General features: G+C 70.4%; 18 protein-coding genes. 4 read left to right on the top strand and 14 right to left on the bottom strand.

Going from position 1 to position 16,142, the window contains the following annotated elements:
• Positions 1–62: 62 nt before the first annotated feature.
• The gene (locus tag DPQ65_RS01700) at positions 63–605 is read right to left on the bottom strand and encodes a YbjN domain-containing protein (RefSeq protein WP_238146616.1); all 543 of its coding nucleotides are present in this window, start codon (positions 603–605) and stop codon (positions 63–65) included.
• Positions 602–1,879, bottom strand: a complete 1,278-nt coding sequence (gene mshA, locus DPQ65_RS01695; protein ID WP_114905730.1) for a D-inositol-3-phosphate glycosyltransferase — start codon at positions 1,877–1,879, stop codon at positions 602–604. The genes DPQ65_RS01700 and mshA overlap by 4 nt, the downstream gene beginning before the upstream one ends.
• Before the next feature lie 96 nt (positions 1,880–1,975).
• Here mshA and DPQ65_RS01690 point away from each other — a divergent pair, with 96 nt between their 5' ends.
• Entirely contained in the window at positions 1,976–2,806 is an 831-nt protein-coding gene (locus DPQ65_RS01690) for a class I SAM-dependent methyltransferase (RefSeq protein WP_114905659.1), read from the top strand.
• A gap of 4 nt (positions 2,807–2,810) precedes the next feature.
• On the opposite strand, the gene DPQ65_RS01685 is transcribed toward DPQ65_RS01690, so the two are convergent.
• The 9 genes from DPQ65_RS01685 to ygfZ all read right to left on the bottom strand — a co-directional run bounded on the left by DPQ65_RS01685 (position 2,811) and on the right by ygfZ (position 9,912).
• Positions 2,811–3,275, bottom strand: coding sequence for a phosphomannose isomerase type II C-terminal cupin domain (locus tag DPQ65_RS01685; protein ID WP_114905658.1), 465 nt, complete (start codon positions 3,273–3,275; stop codon positions 2,811–2,813).
• Positions 3,272–4,108 (bottom strand): alpha/beta fold hydrolase, encoded by an 837-nt coding sequence (locus DPQ65_RS01680; RefSeq protein WP_238146615.1) that lies wholly within the window; start codon positions 4,106–4,108, stop codon positions 3,272–3,274. The genes DPQ65_RS01685 and DPQ65_RS01680 overlap by 4 nt, the downstream gene beginning before the upstream one ends.
• Complete coding sequence (locus DPQ65_RS01675) at positions 4,105–4,434, bottom strand: DUF2516 family protein (RefSeq protein ID WP_114905656.1); 330 nt, start codon at positions 4,432–4,434, stop codon at positions 4,105–4,107. The genes DPQ65_RS01680 and DPQ65_RS01675 overlap by 4 nt, the downstream gene beginning before the upstream one ends.
• A gap of 144 nt (positions 4,435–4,578) precedes the next feature.
• Entirely contained in the window at positions 4,579–5,004 is a 426-nt protein-coding gene (gene dtd / locus DPQ65_RS01670; RefSeq protein WP_114905655.1) for a D-aminoacyl-tRNA deacylase, read from the bottom strand.
• 4 nt (positions 5,005–5,008) lie between these two features.
• Positions 5,009–5,998, bottom strand: a complete 990-nt coding sequence (locus DPQ65_RS01665; protein ID WP_114905654.1) for an asparaginase — start codon at positions 5,996–5,998, stop codon at positions 5,009–5,011.
• A 57-nt stretch (positions 5,999–6,055) separates the two neighbouring features.
• Entirely contained in the window at positions 6,056–7,276 is a 1,221-nt protein-coding gene (locus tag DPQ65_RS01660) for a hypothetical protein (protein WP_114905653.1), read from the bottom strand.
• A 62-nt stretch (positions 7,277–7,338) separates the two neighbouring features.
• Entirely contained in the window at positions 7,339–7,743 is a 405-nt protein-coding gene (locus DPQ65_RS01655; protein WP_114905652.1) for a helix-turn-helix domain-containing protein, read from the bottom strand.
• 149 nt (positions 7,744–7,892) lie between these two features.
• Positions 7,893–8,732 (bottom strand): beta-keto acid cleavage family enzyme, encoded by an 840-nt coding sequence (locus DPQ65_RS01650; RefSeq protein ID WP_114905651.1) that lies wholly within the window; start codon positions 8,730–8,732, stop codon positions 7,893–7,895.
• A gap of 112 nt (positions 8,733–8,844) precedes the next feature.
• Positions 8,845–9,912, bottom strand: a complete 1,068-nt coding sequence (gene ygfZ / locus DPQ65_RS01645; RefSeq protein ID WP_114905650.1) for a CAF17-like 4Fe-4S cluster assembly/insertion protein YgfZ — start codon at positions 9,910–9,912, stop codon at positions 8,845–8,847.
• A gap of 44 nt (positions 9,913–9,956) precedes the next feature.
• Here ygfZ and DPQ65_RS01640 point away from each other — a divergent pair, with 44 nt between their 5' ends.
• Entirely contained in the window at positions 9,957–11,060 is a 1,104-nt protein-coding gene (locus DPQ65_RS01640; protein WP_114905649.1) for an LCP family protein, read from the top strand.
• 86 nt (positions 11,061–11,146) lie between these two features.
• Here DPQ65_RS01640 and DPQ65_RS01635 read toward each other — a convergent pair whose 3' ends face one another.
• The 3 genes from DPQ65_RS01635 to DPQ65_RS01620 form a co-directional block, all read right to left on the bottom strand.
• Positions 11,147–11,644: a heme-binding beta-barrel domain-containing protein gene (locus tag DPQ65_RS01635; RefSeq protein ID WP_114905648.1), complete on the bottom strand. Its 498-nt coding sequence runs from the start codon at positions 11,642–11,644 to the stop codon at positions 11,147–11,149.
• Between the two features lie 326 nt (positions 11,645–11,970).
• Positions 11,971–13,434: an HNH endonuclease signature motif containing protein gene (locus DPQ65_RS01625; protein ID WP_114905646.1), complete on the bottom strand. Its 1,464-nt coding sequence runs from the start codon at positions 13,432–13,434 to the stop codon at positions 11,971–11,973.
• 162 nt (positions 13,435–13,596) lie between these two features.
• Positions 13,597–14,373 (bottom strand): hypothetical protein, encoded by a 777-nt coding sequence (locus DPQ65_RS01620; protein WP_114905645.1) that lies wholly within the window; start codon positions 14,371–14,373, stop codon positions 13,597–13,599.
• A gap of 86 nt (positions 14,374–14,459) precedes the next feature.
• Here DPQ65_RS01620 and DPQ65_RS01615 point away from each other — a divergent pair, with 86 nt between their 5' ends.
• Together DPQ65_RS01615 and mshD are read left to right on the top strand one after the other, a co-directional pair.
• Positions 14,460–15,176, top strand: coding sequence for a winged helix-turn-helix transcriptional regulator (locus tag DPQ65_RS01615; protein WP_114905729.1), 717 nt, complete (start codon positions 14,460–14,462; stop codon positions 15,174–15,176).
• Positions 15,177–15,180: 4 nt separating this feature from the next.
• Positions 15,181–16,122: a mycothiol synthase gene (mshD, locus tag DPQ65_RS01610; RefSeq protein WP_114905644.1), complete on the top strand. Its 942-nt coding sequence runs from the start codon at positions 15,181–15,183 to the stop codon at positions 16,120–16,122.
• Positions 16,123–16,142: the final 20 nt, after the last annotated feature.

Below are 16,142 nucleotides of genomic sequence, written 5' to 3'. Positions count from 1 at the left end.
ATGTCGGTCACGCCTCGGCGGGTGGCCGGCCTCCAGACCCAGTGGTCGGTGCGGGACGGCAGCTAGCGTGCCGCGTCGGGGTCGTCCCCGGTTTCCTCGAGCAGGTGACGGAAGGCCTCGAGGTTGGCCGTGGACTCCCCCCGCGAGACCCGCCACCGCCATTCGGTGCGCATCGAGCTGAGGAACCCGATGACCAGCAGCTCGTTGAAGGGCTCGTCGCACGCGACCAGCACCGTGCCGAGCAGTCGGTCGATGCTCGGGGCGTCGATCGCGGCCACGGGCAGCCGACCCGTGAGGTAGACGTCGCCCGTCCCATCGATGGCGTAGGCCATGCCCGGCAGACGCAGGTTGCGGCGCAGCAGGGAGGTGTAGAACTTCTCGTGGTTCTCGTCCGGGCGGCGGATCACGAAGGCCTGCACCGACACCGCGTCGGCGCCCACGACCAGCGAGCACACCGTCCGGAGTTTGCGCTCGCCCGGCAGCGTGACCACGATCTCGCCCTCCCGGGTCCCGTCGGCCCTCTCGACACCAACCTCCTCCAGGGCGGACCGGAGGCGTTCCAGGGCGGGGAGCGTCGCGGCTGGCTCGTGTGCGGCGGAACTCACGGCGACACCATGCTGGGGACCTGCTCGAGGGTGTGGTGCGCCCCGTCGATGCCCAGCCGCTGGTGATCGCGGCGCGCCTGCCGATAGACCTCATCGAGCAGGTCCACCGTGCGGTCCCACCCGAAGGACGCGGCATGGCGCACGCCGGCGGCGGCCAGGGCCGCACGGCGGTCGTCGTCGTCCAACAGGTCTGCGATCGCGTCGGCCCAGCGGTCGGGCTCGTGACCGTCCAGCAGGATGCCGCCGTCTCCCACCGCGACGGGCAGGCCACCGACGGCGGCGGCAACCACCGGCGTCCCGCTGGCGAGTGCCTCCACGGCCACCAGCCCGAAGGACTCGTTGTAGCTGGGCACGGTCACCAGGTCCGCTGCGCGGTACCACTGCGCAAGCTCGGCCCGGGAGACCGGCGGCACGAAGCGCACCCGGTCGGCCAACCCCAGCTCTGCGGCCAGCTCCTGCAGTGCCTGCGGGCGCTCCAGCCCGGACCCGGAGGGCCCACCGAGCACACCGATCACGAGCTTCTCGCGTCGGATCGGGTCGCGGCGGATCAACTCGGCGGCTGCCCGGATCAGGACGTCCGGGGCCTTGAGCGGCTGGATCCTTCCCACGAACAGCACCAGGTGCGCGTCGGCGGGGACCCCGATCGCCTCTCGTGCCGCTGCCTGGTCACCGGGCCGGAAGACCGCGAGGTCGACCCCTGGCGGCACGACGTGAACCTTGGCCGGCTCCGCGTCATAGAGCCCGACCAGTTGCCGGGACTCCTCCTCGGTGTTGGCCACGAGCACATTGGCTGCCTCCACGACCTGCGCCTCGCCAATCTCCCGGCCAGGAGGCTCAGCGCTATCCCCCTCGGCGAGCTGGGCGTTCTTGACCCGGGCCATCGTGTGCATGGTGTGGACCAACGGCACGTTCCATCGGTCGGCCGTCAGCCAGCCGACCTGCCCAGAGAGCCAGTAGTGGGAGTGGACCACGTCATACCACTGCTCGGGTCTGCCTGCGGCGGTGCGCATCACACCCGCAGCGAAGGCGCACAGCTGCCCCGGCAGGTCGTCCTTGCCGAGCCCCTCGAAGGGGCCGGCCGGCACATGGTGGACCAGGATGCCCGGTCCCATCCGCACCGTCTCCGGGAGGGCGCCGTTGGTGGCCCGGGTGAAGATCTCCACCTCGGTCCCCCGGGCTGCGAGCCGCCGTGCCGTCTCGACCACGTAGACGTTGAGCCCGCCGGCGTCCCCCGTCCCCGGAGGATCCAGAGGGGAGGTGTGGACACTGAGCATCGCCACCCGACGCACCCGGTCGCTCTCACTCACGCAGCTCGCTCCTCCATCTCGGAACTGGACGATTCAGTCTGACACGACACCTATCGTGGTGCTGTGGCTGGTGCAGCGAGGAGGACCCGACCGGTCGGGACGGTGACCCGCGGCACCACCAACCCCAACCGGCTGCGACGGGTCGACCGCTGGGTCGTGCACACCCATGGCCGAACGCTGCGGGAGGCCGCTGATCCGGTGGTGGTCGACCTGGGCTACGGCGCCCACCCCGTCACCACGGTCGAACTCCGTGCCCGCCTTGCGGCACTTCGGCCGGACGTGCGCGTGGTGGGGCTCGAGATCGACCCGGAGCGGGTCAGCGCCGCGGCACCGCACCAGGAGCCTCCCCACCTGACGTTCGCCCAGGGCGGCTTCGAGGTGCCCTTGCCAGGGGGTGGGGCAGCCACACTGATCCGGGCGTTCAACGTCCTGAGACAGTATGACGAGGCGCAGGTCGAGCCTGCCTGGTCGCGGTTGGTCGCACGGTTGGCCCCTGGTGGGGCGCTCGTGGAGGGCACCTGCAACGAGCTCGGGCGGCTGGGCTCCTGGGTGGACGTGCGTCGTGGCCCGACCGGGGAGCCGGCACCCCGGTCCCTCACACTGTCCTGGCGTCTGCGGGACATCGAGGTCCCTTCGGTGGTCGCCGAGCGCCTTCCCAAGGCCCTCATCCACCGCAACGTCCCCGGCGAGCGGGTGCATGCCCTGATGCGCGACCTGGACGCGGCGTGGGCGCGAGCGGCCGGACACGCACCCTACGGAGCACGTCAGCGCTTCCTCGCCACGGTGAGCGACCTGCGTGCGCAGGGCTGGCCGGTGCTGGGCACGCGTCAGCGCTGGCGTTTGGGTGAGCTCGAGATCGCGTGGAGCGCAGTGGCGCCGGGCGCCACGGGCTAGCTGGTCAGTCCCGGTCGTCGCGTCGGTAGTCGTCCTGCACGCGGGTGATGTCACCCTCGTCGAAGTCGCCGAAAGCCAGCTCCAGGACCCGGACCGGTTGGTCACCGGGGTTGCCCATCCGGTGCATCGTGCCGACCGGCACCCACACCAGCTCACCCGGTTGGGCCATCCACGTGCGCTCACCGAGGGTGATCTCGACGGGAGAGTCGAGCACCTGCCACATCTCGTTGCGCTCGGCGTGGTGCTGCAGCGACAGGCGCTGGCCAGGGGCGATGGTGACCGTCTTGACGGTCACCCGCTCGTTGGTGGCGAACTGCTGGAACTGTCCCCACGGGCGCTCCACCACGAAGACGTCCTGCGTGCGGTCGTGGTAGGCCGTCGGCGAGGGCTCGGTCGTCTGGCCCCGCGCGGCGTCGGCCAGTTCCTCCGGGGTCGCGACGCGGTGGGTCAGCGAGGTGGGATCGGTCATGGACGTGTTCTCCCGGGTGTCGGTGCAGCGCTGCTCGTGACAGGTGTCAGGAACTCCCCCACCACGTCACGGACGTGGGATCGATGCTGCCACATGATGCCGCCCCGTGGCAGCACCAACAGGGTCACCGACGGTAGCACCTCGGCCAGTTCGCGAGCGACCGAGGCCGGGTGCGCCTTGTCGCCCTCCTGCGCGATCAGCAGAATCGGTGCACTGACCCGGGCGAGCACTTCCCGATCAGTGAGCGGTGTTCGGCTCGGCAGAGAACGCAGCCCGGCCGCGACGCCTGAGCCGACCAGGCGTCCGGCCTGCTCCCGAGCCCAGTGCTGCACGCCCGGGTCAGCGGCGACATCCGCCGGCTCATCGGCCAGGAGGTGGCGCGCGACCGCCTCGCGGTCGCCTCCATCCACGAGGTCGGCCAGGAGAGCGAAGCGAGCCATCGCGCCGTCCTGGCGCGGGCGGTCGATCGCGGCGGGGAGCACCAGGACGATCCGCTCGAAACGGTCGGGGTCTGCCGCCAGTCCGGCGCAGAGCGCACCGGCCCCCATGCTGATGCCCAGCGCCTGGGTGGCCCCCACATGGTCGGCGACGGCCCAGAGCTCTGCCGCCAGGTCCGCATACTGCCAGGGACCTTCCGGGTTGGCGGAGTCGCCGTGGCCCCGAAAATGCAGGAAGGTGCGCGCCCCGGGCACCTTGCCCGCGTAGGGACGCGTGGTGGGGATGGAGCCGGCGAGACCGTGAGCGAAGACCGTGCGCGGCCGCCCGCTGCCGGCGGTGAGCGTCTCCAGCGGGCCGCTTGGGCCGGCCACCCGGGAGGTATGCGGAGGGGTCACCACGGACCGTAAGGCCCCCTGGACCCTCCGCTGCGGCCCCGTCCCCGCAGTTGCGCGACGGCCGGTCGCACGTCCGTGAGATAGACCGCCGCGGCGACGATGGCGATCAGGTTGAACAGGCCAAACGGCTGGTAGAGGTGGAAGAAGCCGATGGCGCTCGCGACGGCGGTGATCGCCAGCCAGAACCCCTTGGTGCGTTTGCCGGCCGCGACGAAGGCATCCCCACGGGTCAGCAACGCATCGACCAGTGCCCAGACCTGGATCCCGAGGGCAAGGGCTCCCAGGGCGAGCCCCACCCACTGCTGGACGTCGAAGAAGGTCGGCATGACTCAAGCGTAAGCCGATGACGGCCCGCCACCGGTCCCGGCGTGCTGACTGGACCGGCTGTGGGCCCATCCGGCCTTGCTCCGACCTCACCCGCTGCTCCTGCCTGCGACCGCTCGCTCATCGGTCGGGCGACCACGAGACCCTCAGGTGTCGACGAGGATGGTGAACGGCCCGTCGTTGACGAGTTCCACCTGCATCTGGGCGCCGAACTGTCCCGTGGCCACCTCGACTCCCCGCTGCCGCAGTGCCGCGACGACAGCGTCGACGAGTGGCTCGGCCACCGGTCCCGGGGCGGCGTGCGACCATCCGGGGCGGCGACCCTTGCGGGTGTCGCCGTAGAGGGTGAACTGGCTCACCACGAGCACGGGGGCCCCCGAGTCGAGCACGGAAGCCTCCTCCGGCAGGATGCGCAGCTCGGCGATCTTGCGGGCCATCCGCTCGACATCCTCCGGGCCGTCATCGTGTGTGGCGGCGACCAGCGCGAGCAGTCCCGGGCGCTCGATGGCACCGACGACGGCGTCCTCGACGCGCACGCTGGCGCGCGTTACTCGCTGCAGAACGGCGCGCACGAGCTCAGACGTCGAACCCGAGCGGGCTGATCATCCCGACCGGCTCGCCGTGTCCCAGGACGGGATCCGGATCCAGGGCGGTGAGACCCTCGGTGACCCCCGCGGCCTCCAACGCCGCGCGCGCCACGACCGTGCGGGCGCGCTGGTTGCCGTCAGCGATCTTCAGGGCGATGCCGCGGCCGTCGGCGAGCCCGATCGCGTAGACGGCCTCCGCGCCGTCCTTGGCAATGAGCCCGGGCACGGACCGGATCAGGTCCGTGACATCGCGACCTGTCCCCGCGAGGTAGTCCGGGTGCCTGCGGATTGCGCCGGCGATGCGGCCCTCGTGAGTGCTGTTGTCGGCAGCGGCGATCCGGCCGAACGCCTTGGCGAGGCCGGCTGTGCTGATCGCCATCACGGGGGCGCCGCAACCGTCGATGCCCGTGGCGGCGACGGTCTCACCCGATAGGTCACCGAGGGTGGTGGCCATCGCGACCTGAAGTGGGTGCCCGGGGTCCCGGTAACTCGCGGTGTCCCAACCGTTGACCCTGCAGGTCGCGAGCATCGCCGCGTGCTTGCCGGAGCAGTTCTGTCCGAGCGAGCTGGCCGGCAGCCCCTCGGCGATCCACCGCTCCCGCTCCGGCGGATAGATCGGCCGGTCCGGGGTGTTCTGCAGATCGTCCTCGGTGAGCCCCGCGCCGGTGAGGATCTCGCGGACCCCGTCGCGGTGGTAGTCCTCTCCGTTGTGACTCGCGCAGGCGAGGGAGAGCAGGTGATCCGGCAGGTCGAGCCCGCACTGCAACATGGCCAGAGCCTGCAACGGCTTGTTGGAGGACCGAGGGAAGATCGGTGCCCCGACCGGTCCGATCGAGATGTCCAGGCCACCGTCGGCGCTGGTGACGGCGACGACGCCGTGGTGCACCGACTCGACGAAGCCGGACCGGTCCACCTGCGCCACGACAGGAGCCGCGTGCAGGGGGTGTTCAGAAGACAGCTGCGGTGGGGTCACGGCCATGAGCCTAAACCCCACCGCAGTGGTCCAGCGCGGCCGGTCAGGCCGAGTCGACCGTGGTCAGTCGCCGATCTTGCGAGCGGTGGCCGTGGTCGCGTCGACGGCCTTGTCGGCCACCTTCGCGGTCTCGGTCACGACGTCCCGGGCGGCGTCGGCACCCGTGGTTGCCGCGTTGTTCGCTGTGGTGGCGGCGCGCTTGGCGGTCGTGGCCGTGGAGTTGGTCGCGGGTGACGCCTTGCGCGTGCTGGTGCTCTTGGTGGCCGAGCTCTTGGGCGTGGTGCTGGTGCTCTTGGTGCCCGCAGGCTTCGTGGCCGAGCTCCTGCTCGCAGTCTTGGCGGTCGTCGACGTGGTAGCCGGCTTCGTGGCCGAGCTCTTGCTCGCAGTCTTGGCGGTCGCCGTCTTGGCGGTCGCCGACCTGGTAGCCGGCTTCGTGGCCGAGCCCTTGCTCGCAGTCTTGGCGGTCGCCGTCTTGGCGGTCGCCGACCTGGTAGCCGGCTTCGTGGCCGAGCCCTTGCTCGCAGTCTTGGCGCTCGCGGTCTTGGCGCTCGCAGTCTTGGTAGCCGGCTTCGTGGCCGAGCTCTTGGTGGCCGCACCCTTGCTGGCTGGCTTGGTCGTGGTCGCGGACCGGGTCCCGGCGGCCTTGCGGGCCTGCGGCCTCGCCGTGCCGGAGACATCCTCCCCGGCGACCACGTCGGCCACGGTGTCCGCAGCCTGACGACGACCCTTGGTCACGGTGGCCCGAGCCGCGCTGCGGGTGTCGGTGACACCCTTGGAGGCTGTGTCCAGGAACTGCTTGCCCTGCTCGACGGCCGTGGCGACCTGCTGGGTCAGGTCCTTGGTGGCCTGCTGCTCCTTGACCCGGCCCACCAGACCCTGACCGCGCTTGGCCAGCCCCTGGTAGCCCTCCTGGAACTTCCCCAAGCCCTCGGTGACGTCGTGGACGGCCTTGCCCGGCAGTGACTCGGCGAACTTGGAGACATCCGCGGCACGCTCGTTCACGGTGTTGGAGAGAGCCTTCGGGGACAGCGACCGGCCGACCTTGCCGGCGCGGGCAACGGTCTCGGTGACGGTCTCCCGGGCACGCTCGATCACGGTGTCGGTCAGCCCGACGACGGCGTAGAGCGGGGTGGGGTCGGTGGCCACGCGGGACGCCTCGGAGCGGGCCGCGGCAGAGGACCTGGCGACCTCGGCAGTCACGCCCTCAACGCGCTTGGTGGCTTCGTCGGTGACGGACTCGACAGTCTTGCTGGCGTCGTCACGGATCTGCTTGATGGTGGGCATGTGCTGCTCCTCTGGATCGGGGTGCGTGTGGTGATTGGGAGCCGGCCGCGGGGCGGAGGGCGTCAGCCCTGAACGCTCGACGGATCGGCGGACTGGTCGTGGGGGAGGTCGGCCGCATCGCCGACGAATGAGCGGTAGACGTCGAGCAGCGCACGCCTCTGGCGGTCGTTCAGCCGCTCGTCGGCCATGATGGCGACCGTGACGTCATACGGCTGGGCGACCGGGGCGCCGGCGACACTGTCGTCGAGGATCCCGGCACGGACATACAACTGCTCCGCCGAGATCCGCAGACCTTTGGCGAGCTGCTGCAGGATCTCGGCACTCGGCTTGCGCAGGCCCCGCTCGATCTGACTGAGGTAGGGGTTGGAGATGCCTGCTGCCTTGGCCACCTGGCGCACCGACATCTGGGCGGCCTCGCGCTGCTCACGCAGGTAGTGGCCCAGGTCGGGAACGGGTAGACGGCTCATACCCACCAGTATGCTTGCAATTGCAAGCAGAATGCAAACTGAGTTAGCACAGGCGCGCTGAGACTCTCACCACACGCCGCCTCCCCCGACGCTCTTCGGACCGGGGTGACGAAGGCGACCGGGCCCCTCGGCATACATCCTCGTCCCGCTCAGCGCTGGCGGCGCTCCTTCACACCGAGCAGCACGCGCGCGTCCTCGGTCGTCATCGGCGGACGCTGCATCAGCACGGCGAGCTCGGCAACCCGGCTGACCAGCTCGCGGTTGTGCTGAACCTGCTGCCCGCGAGCCAGCATCAGGTTGTCCTCCATGCCCACCCTCAGGTGACCGCCGCCAGCCAGGGCTGCCGCAGCGATTGGCAGGTGAGCGCGACCGATGCCGGTGGCCGACCAGCTGGTGACCTGCTCAGGCAGGGCCTGGATCCCCGCCACGAGGGCCTCGACCGTGCCAGGCATACCTCCGGGCACATTGGTCACGAAGTCGACGTGCACCTTGCCACCGAAGGGCAGCCCGTGCTCATCGAGCAACCGGCGCAGCGCGTGCACGTGCCCGAGGTCGAACAACTCGAACTCCGGCACCACCTCACGCTCCTGGGCCTGGCGATAGAGCTGACTCATGAACGGGTAGGGGTTCAGGAAGACGTCGTCGCCGAAGTTGGTGGTGCCGCAGGTGAGACTGCACGAGTCCGGCTCGGCATCCAGCACCTGCAACCGGGCCTCGAGCGGGTCGTGCACGGAGCCCCCCGTCGACAGCTGGACCACCAGGTCGGTCTGCTCGCGCAGGGCCTGGACCGTGTCCCGCAGCCGCGCGGCATCCAGCGTCGGCTTGTGCTCGCCATCACGAATGTGCACATGGACCAGGCCCGCGCCAGCCTCCTGGCAGGCGACGGCGGTCTCGACCAGCTCCTCGAGAGTGGTCGGCAGCTGCGGGAAGTCGGACTTGGCGGTCTCGGCTCCGGTGGGAGCGACCGTGATCAGCGTTGAGGCGGCCATGCCCGCATCCTGCCAGGCCGGACCCGGGGTGCGGCAGCAACCCTTCGTCAAACCCCTCGTCGCGGGCTGCGCTCAGGTCAGCGGCACCACGCCAGGGGCCAGTCGTGCAGGGTCAGGGTCGCACGACGACCGTCTGGGCAGCGCTCGTCGGGCCGGATGTGAGCACTGCCGTCGGGTCGGTGTTGCGCTTGATCACGGCGAGTGCGATCGGCCCGTCCTCGTAGTGCCGCGACACGGTCGTGACTCGTCCGACGGCCCGCTCGCCGTTCCGTAGCTCGTCGCCGGGCTCGGGCAGGGTGTGCCCGGACCCGTCCAGGTGCAGGAAGACGAGGCGCCGCGGCGGACGCCCCAGGTTGTGCACCCGGGCGATCGTCTCCTGCCCGCGGTAGCAGCCCTTGTGCAGGTGCACGGCAGAACGCAGCCAGTCCAGCTCATGGGCGATCGTGCGGTGGTCGGTCTCGGCCCCGACCCGTGGGCGCCACGCGGCGACCCGCAGAGCCTCGGAGGCCCAGGTGCCGGACAGCGGTCGTTCACCGACGTATGCCGTGAGCTCGCCGCGCGGGACCAGCACCTCCCGCCAGGGTCGGTTGGCCCCCGGGTGGTCCTCCTCCGGGCCGTAGCACGCGGTGTCACCCATCGGGCCCGGCCAGTGGTCCACCCAGGCGAGGTGCTCTCCCTCGACCGACTCCCGGGCGACCGGCTCCCCCACCACGGCGAAGTCCTCGCTCCGGTCAACGATCTCGACCCGGAGCATGAACCGCATGGACTCCAGCCAGGCCTGCGCGGCGCCGACCGTCTCCGGCTCAGTGATCAGCCACGTCGTCTCGCCATCGTCCACGACATGGAGCGCGTGCTCGATGTGGCCCTTCGGCGTGAGGATCAGGGTCTCGGTCGACGTGCGGGGGGCCAGGTTGGTCAGCGCCTGGCTGGTCAGCGAATGAAGCCAACTGAGCCGGTCCGGGCCGGAGACCGTGAGGACGGCCCGGTGCGACAGGTCAACGACAGAGAGCCCCTCAACCAGCAGTCGCTGCTCACGGTGGGGATCGCCGTAGTGGGCCGCCACCCCGGCGTCGGCTCCGGTGGAGGCGACGGCTCCGGGACGCTGCAACAGTGGGCTCGGCGCGCGGGTCGGTGGCTCCTGCGGCGCGGAGTCGGCGGGCGGGCTGCTGGGGTGTGTCACGCATTCACGGTATCTCCCCAGGCTGGGCACGTAGTATCTGCCTCATGGCAGGGGATCACGAGGACAACCCGCCGGACACCTCGCAAGATGACCACGACATCTTCGACGGCGCCGGTTCGGTCGATGAGGAGTCGACGCATCCGCGTCCGAAGCGTCGCGGGCTGCGGATCGCCATCGTGTCACTGGTCACGGTGGCTCTCTTGTCGATCGCTGCTGTCGCCGGCTACGTCGCCTTCCTGAACTGGAAGGTCAGCAGCAACGTCACCCACGCCGACCTGCTCCCGCTGCCGGAGTCGCCCATCCGCGGTGAGGACAGTGAGGTCACCGCGACAGCTCCGCCGGAGCGTGCAGAGGAGGCCGGGGACTCCCTGAACATCCTGGTGGTGGGTTCGGACAGCCGGGATGTCGACGCTGAGCGAGGACGCTCCGACGTCATGGTGCTGATGCACATCTCCGACGACCGGGACCGTGTCGACCTGGTGCACTTCCCGCGCGACTACTTCGTCGAGATCCCCGGCTCGAACAACAAGAACAAGCTGAACGCTGCCTACTCCTTCGGTGGCACTCCGCTGCTCGTGCAGACACTCCAGCCGCTGGTCGGCGTGCCGATCGACCATGTGGTGATCACCGACTTCGAGAGCTTCAAGGCACTCACCAATGCTGTCGGTGGAGTCGAGGTCGACGTGGCCGAGGGCAGCCCTGATTTTGCCGAGGGCACGCAGTGGATGAACGGCGAGACGGCGCTGAAGTTTGTCCGTGAGCGCTACGCCCTGAGCCAGGGAGACATCTCCCGAGGCCACCGCCAGCAGGCCTTCATCAAGGCACTGATGCTCCAGGTGCTGACCCGCGAGACGTTCACCAACCCGGCCCGCCTGGCCGAGGTCGTCGACGCCGGCACCACCAACCTCACCGTCGACGAGGGCTTTGCGGTCAGCGACATGCGCGACCTCGGCTGGTCGATGCGCAACGTCCGCGGGGGCGACATCCACTTCGTGACGGCGCCGTGGAGCGGCATCGGCAGCGACGACTACGCCGGTTCGATCGTGATCCCGCACGAGGCGCAGCTCGAGGTGCTCCAGGAGCACCTCAGAACGGACACGATGGCGGACTACGCCGACGACGTGTCACCGCAGCAGGGGTTCGGGTGACCGGTTCGCCCGGAACGCGGTGCCCCAGCTCTCAGCCGACCTTCCCGAGGCGCCCGGCGCGACAAATTTGACGCGATCCGATGAGGTCAGCCGACGCGCTTGAGCTCGGCCGACAGGTGACTGGTGAGCGGTTGCCCCATCGCGGCCATATCCATCACCCACATCAGGTTGGAGTTGACCAGCCCGTACAGACGGTGCGCTGCGGTGTACTCCTTGGCGTGCGGACTGCGCACGACGCTGTCGGTGCGCACCTCGATCTTGGCGGGACTTGTGCTACCGAAATACAGCTCAACGATGCCGGTCGGATGGGTGAGCAGGAGCTCCACCTCATCGTTCGGCAGCGGGCGCCAGAACCCGAGCTCGGTGCCCGCGGGGCGAACCTTGTTGCCGTCGTTGTCCAGGATCCAGGCCTTGGACTCCCACCGCAGGAACGGCCGGCCGTCATGGCTCACCTCGACCTCCTGCCCGAAGTTCTGGGACTCCATCGTCGGATAGCCAACGACCCCAGCCCCCTCCCAGCGGCCGATCAACCAGGCCAGGGGTGCGAGCTCAGAGGGCAGGTTCGGGTCAAGTTCAAAAGCCACGGCCCCATCGTAGGACCTCGCAGCCACCGAGGCGGGCGGGTCGCACCTCGCCCCCTCCGGAACAACCACTGCCGAACCAGCACGAGTCGTCGGTGCCCGGACATGCCGCAGGCCCTGTCGGAGGGGAGGTGCCCGGACATGCCGCAGGCCCTGTCGGAGGGGAGGTGCCCGCACATGCCGCAGGCCCTGTCGGAGGGGAGGTGCCCGCACATGCCGCAGGCCCTGTCGGAGGGGAGGTGTCCGGGCATGCCGCAGGCCCTGTCGGAGGGGAGGTGTCCGGGCATGCCGGTGGCCCCGCCGGAGTGGCGGGGTGTGGGGCAGGGTGGTCAGGGTTCGGTCAGCGGGGTGTAGGGGTCCTCGGGCAGGTGCCAGATGACTTCGGTCGCGGTCACGGTCGCGGTGTAGCCGTAGCGGTGGACGATGACGTGATGGCGCCGGCAGAGTGCGGCGGCGTTGTCCAGGTCGGTGGCGCCACCGAAGATCCAGTGGATCACGTGGTGGATGTCGGTCCAGCCCGCGGGCATCGAGCAGCCAGGGAAGGAGCATCCCTTGTCCCGTAGCAGGACCGCGGTGCGTTGCGCCGGCGTGAACAACCGTTTCACGGCGCCGACATCAAGAGCCTCCGAGGGCCCGCCCAACACGATCGGGATGATCTGCGCGTCACAGGCCAGCCGGCGGATCGTGCCCGCGGAGAGGCGTTGCCCGGTGCCGGTGTGTCCACCGCCGGGCACCTTCCCAGCCAACGCGTCCTGGTCGACGGTGACCTGGATCTTGGCCTTCTCGGTCTGCGTGGTGCCCTCGGGGGCCGCGACGCCGCGGCCGATGATCTCCAGCAACGCATCGGCCCGGCGGGTGGCCGCGGTGCGGTGGTCCAACCGGTGCACCCCGTGCTCATCAGCCGCCGGCCGTGGTGCGGACAACGGGTCCAGCGCCGCTTCCAGGACCGCCTGCCCCTCGGCGTCCAGCAGCAGCTGCCACTCCGCCAGCCCGGCGACCGTCCCGACCCGACGGAACACCCGGCGGGCGGCCTGGGCGTGGTCGTCCGCCTCGTCGTCAGCGGGCTCGACCAACTGGTTCTTGGCCTCGCGCGCGATCCGGGTCAACCCGGCCACCGAGGTGGTCTCCACCACATCAGTCATCAGATCCGTGACCGCCTGCAATGACTCCGCCGTGGCCACCGGCGCCAGGTCCAACGTCATCCGGGTGATCACATTGGCCCGGCCCACCCGCGCCGTGCCATCAGCGACCTTCCCGGACAGGGCCGCGAACCGCTCATCATCCATCCCGACCGCGACCCGGGCCGTGGCCAAGGCCTCGGCCCGCTCGATGCCCGGCGCCCAAGCCGTCACCCAGTCCGGCACCGAGTGCCCCGACTGGCCGGGCAACCCCCGCCCGATCGCCTCGTGAGTGGCCACCGTCACCAACGACTGCGCGGCCTGCACCAGCGCCTGCGCCGCACCGACCACCTCACCCAGGCCCTGCTCCGGCAGCGTGCCCAACGGGAACTGCGCGGCCAGCAGTTGCACCATGTGCGCCGACCCCGCCAGGAACTCCGGCACCTCGTGCCCCGAGGACGTCAACGCCACCCCACGATCCGGATCCCCACCCCGCTCGGCCACCAGCTCAGGAACCAACGGACCCGAGGACACGCTGGCCTCCCGCGCCACCGGCCCTGACCCGATCACCGGCACAAACCGCACCCGACCATCTCCCACACCCGGGTCACCGGGCGACACAGGCGCACCATCGGCATACGCCTGCTGGCCTGTTGCGCTCCTCCGGTGATCCATATCTCGAACATAGATGCGACCACTGACAGTCGCTTGACCTGCGCAGACGGTGTCCTCAGCCCAGCTCAGAGTCGGCGCCGAACTCCCCCGAGGCAGACTGCTCGGTCGGCCCCGGTCCGGGGCCGGTGGCTACGGGCCGCTCGGGGTCGGTGACTGCGTGCCTCAGGCGAGCGAGAAACCCGGGAGCAGTGCGAGCGCCACGGCATAGGCAACCGGCCCCGTGACCAGCAGAGAACAGACCGCCATCACGAGACGCGGCCGAGGGTGGGCCATCGTGGGCAGGGCGCCGTTGACACTGCGCAGCGCATGACTGACGCCGCCCGCCACGACGCCGGCCAGCAGGAAGATGGTCCACGGCTCGCCCAGACCGAGACCCACCAGCGCTGCCGTGCCCCCACCGACGAGGAGGGCGAGGGGCACCAGCCACGGACGCATCCGCTGCCACCGACCGAGCACGTCACTCACGGCACTGGCGGCGGCGCCCGCGACCGTGGCCACGACCAGCGCCGCTCCCTGCGTGGTGCCGCTCAACGGGATCAGCAGGACACCGCACGTCATCACCCCGAGCCCGAGGGCGACCGAGCTGATCGACTCCACGATGCGAGGACGACCGTCGACCCGCAGGAGCTGGTGCACGAAGGCGGCGATGAGGGCCAGGGCCAGCGCCCCGGCCACCCAGGTCAACCCGGGGCGCTGCTCGAGAAGGGGGCTGAGCACCAGAGCCAGCGACCCGGCATACAGGATGACGGCGGTGCCTTTCGGCGCAGGCAGGGCCAGCATCCCGGCCCAGCCCCAGGCCAGCACCGCCCCGGCGATCCACAGGGCGAGGGCGAGCACGAAGGGACCCGCGAGGGCTGCGACGGAGGTGACGGTCGCCGCGCAGCACACCATCGCCGCAACCTCGATGGAGGGCGGCACCAGGGGTCTGCGGATCGGCACAGGGACATCGTGCCACTGCGCCTGGCCGCACGGCCCAACGGTGCCGCGTGGACGCAGGCGCCTTCCCGTCCGACTATTCTGGCCGGGTGGCCGAGCTGGCACTCCTGACACCTGGTGGCGCCCCGGACGCCCCGGCCACGGTGCTGCCCTCGCTCGAGCTCCTCCCGCACCGGCTACGGGTGCTGGATCTTGAGCCAGCAGGCCTTCTGTCGGGACCGCCGGCCACCATCGTGCTGCTGGATGCCACCAGCGCCCTGGTCCGGGCACGCACGGTCGCCCGCACCCTGGCCGCCATGCAACTCGATGCCCCGGTGGTGGCCATCTTCTCCGAGGGAGGGCTCGCCGCGCTGGACGACCAGTGGCCCGTCGCCGACTTCGTGCTCCCGGACGCCGGACCGGCCGAGCTGGGTGCGCGTCTGTCCCGCGCCAGCCTGGCGACCACCCCGGAGACACCGGACCCGACCCCCGTGGGACAGGCCTTGCGAGCCGGCGATGTCGTGGTCGACGAGGCGAGCTGGACGGTCCGTGCCGGCGGCGAACCGCTCGACCTCACCTACCGGGAGTTCGAGCTGTTGAAGTTCCTGGTGGGACAGCCCGGCCGGGTGGTGACGCGAGAGCACCTGCTCCACGAGGTGTGGGGCACCGACTACTACGGCGGCACCCGCACCGTGGACGTGCACATCCGCCGACTGCGCGCCAAACTCGGCCCCGAACGAGAGTCCCTGATCAACACGATCCGCAACGTCGGATACCGCTTCTCGGGACCGGCGCAACAGTCTCCTGACCCTGACGTGGTGGAATAGTCCGATGGAGCCGACGGCGACTGACTTCCACCTCGAGCCGACCCAGTCCGCTGACGTGCTGGCGCTGGCCGTGCGTGCCGCGACGCACGACGGGGTCCGCCCGCTGTCCGAGCAGACAGTGCTCGACGTGCGACGCCTGCCCGGCTCCCCCGCCGGCGAGTCGCGCACGACCCACTTGCTCATCGAGCAGAACCCCGACACGCCACGGCCCGGTGTGGTGGCCTATGCCCACGTCGAGCACTCCGACCCGCCAGCGGCAGAGATCGTCGTGGACCCCGACCACCGCCACGACGGGCACGGCCGCGCCCTGGCCACCGCAGTCCTCGAGCGCTGGCCGGACACCCGGTTCTGGGCTCACGGCGACCTGCCTGCCGCCAAGGCACTGTTCGGCAGCCTCGGCCTGGAGTCGGTGCGCGACCTGTGGCAGATGATGCGGCCGCTGCGCGGCGAGTGGTCCGAGCTGCCGGAGGCTTCTCTGCCTGACGGCTTCACCGTGCGTCCGTTCGAGGTGGGCAGGGACGAGCAGCGGTGGTTGGAGGTCAATGCCCGGGCCTTCGCCGCCCATCCCGAGCAGGGCCGGATGACCCTCGCTGACTTGCAGGAGCGCACCTCCGAACCGTGGTTTGACCCGCACGGCTTCCTGCTCATCGAGCACGGCAAAGAGTTGGCAGCCTTCCACTGGACCAAGGTCGAGCCGGCCGAGCCGGGCCACAGTGTTCCCACCTCAGGCGAGGTCTATGTCGTCGGGGTCGACCCGGCATACCAGGGCCGTGGCCTGGGAAAGGTGGCCACGTTGGTCGGGCTGCACCACCTGCGCAACCGAGGCCTGGCCAGCGCCACCCTCTATGTCGAGGGAGACAACGCACCAGCGTTGGCGACCTATCACCGACTGGGCTTTGAGCGGTCCGCCATCGATGTCATGTATGCCGCAGTCACCACCGACTGAACCCCTCCCTTCCTGGTGGC

The organism is Ornithinimicrobium murale (assembly GCF_003352835.1).
Classification (GTDB): domain Bacteria; phylum Actinomycetota; class Actinomycetes; order Actinomycetales; family Dermatophilaceae; genus Ornithinicoccus; species Ornithinicoccus muralis.
The sequence above is the reverse complement of the archived record's forward strand: the minus strand, read 5'-3'. Positions and strand labels throughout refer to the sequence as shown.

Bases quoted from the DNA above. Each gene is read 5' to 3' on its own strand.
- mshA (WP_114905730.1), bottom strand. From the start codon at position 1,879: ATGCTCAGTGTCCACACCTCCCCTCTGGATCCTCCGGGGACGGGGGAC.
- DPQ65_RS01685 (WP_114905658.1), bottom strand. From the start codon at position 3,275: ATGACCGATCCCACCTCGCTGACCCACCGCGTCGCGACCCCGGAGGAA.
- DPQ65_RS01675 (WP_114905656.1), bottom strand. From the start codon at position 4,434: ATGCCGACCTTCTTCGACGTCCAGCAGTGGGTGGGGCTCGCCCTGGGA.
- DPQ65_RS01665 (WP_114905654.1), bottom strand. From the start codon at position 5,998: ATGGCCGTGACCCCACCGCAGCTGTCTTCTGAACACCCCCTGCACGCG.
- DPQ65_RS01660 (WP_114905653.1), bottom strand. From the start codon at position 7,276: ATGCCCACCATCAAGCAGATCCGTGACGACGCCAGCAAGACTGTCGAG.
- DPQ65_RS01655 (WP_114905652.1), bottom strand. From the start codon at position 7,743: ATGAGCCGTCTACCCGTTCCCGACCTGGGCCACTACCTGCGTGAGCAG.
- DPQ65_RS01650 (WP_114905651.1), bottom strand. From the start codon at position 8,732: ATGGCCGCCTCAACGCTGATCACGGTCGCTCCCACCGGAGCCGAGACC.
- DPQ65_RS01640 (WP_114905649.1), top strand. From the start codon at position 9,957: ATGGCAGGGGATCACGAGGACAACCCGCCGGACACCTCGCAAGATGAC.
- DPQ65_RS01625 (WP_114905646.1), bottom strand. From the start codon at position 13,434: ATGGATCACCGGAGGAGCGCAACAGGCCAGCAGGCGTATGCCGATGGT.
- mshD (WP_114905644.1), top strand. From the start codon at position 15,181: ATGGAGCCGACGGCGACTGACTTCCACCTCGAGCCGACCCAGTCCGCT.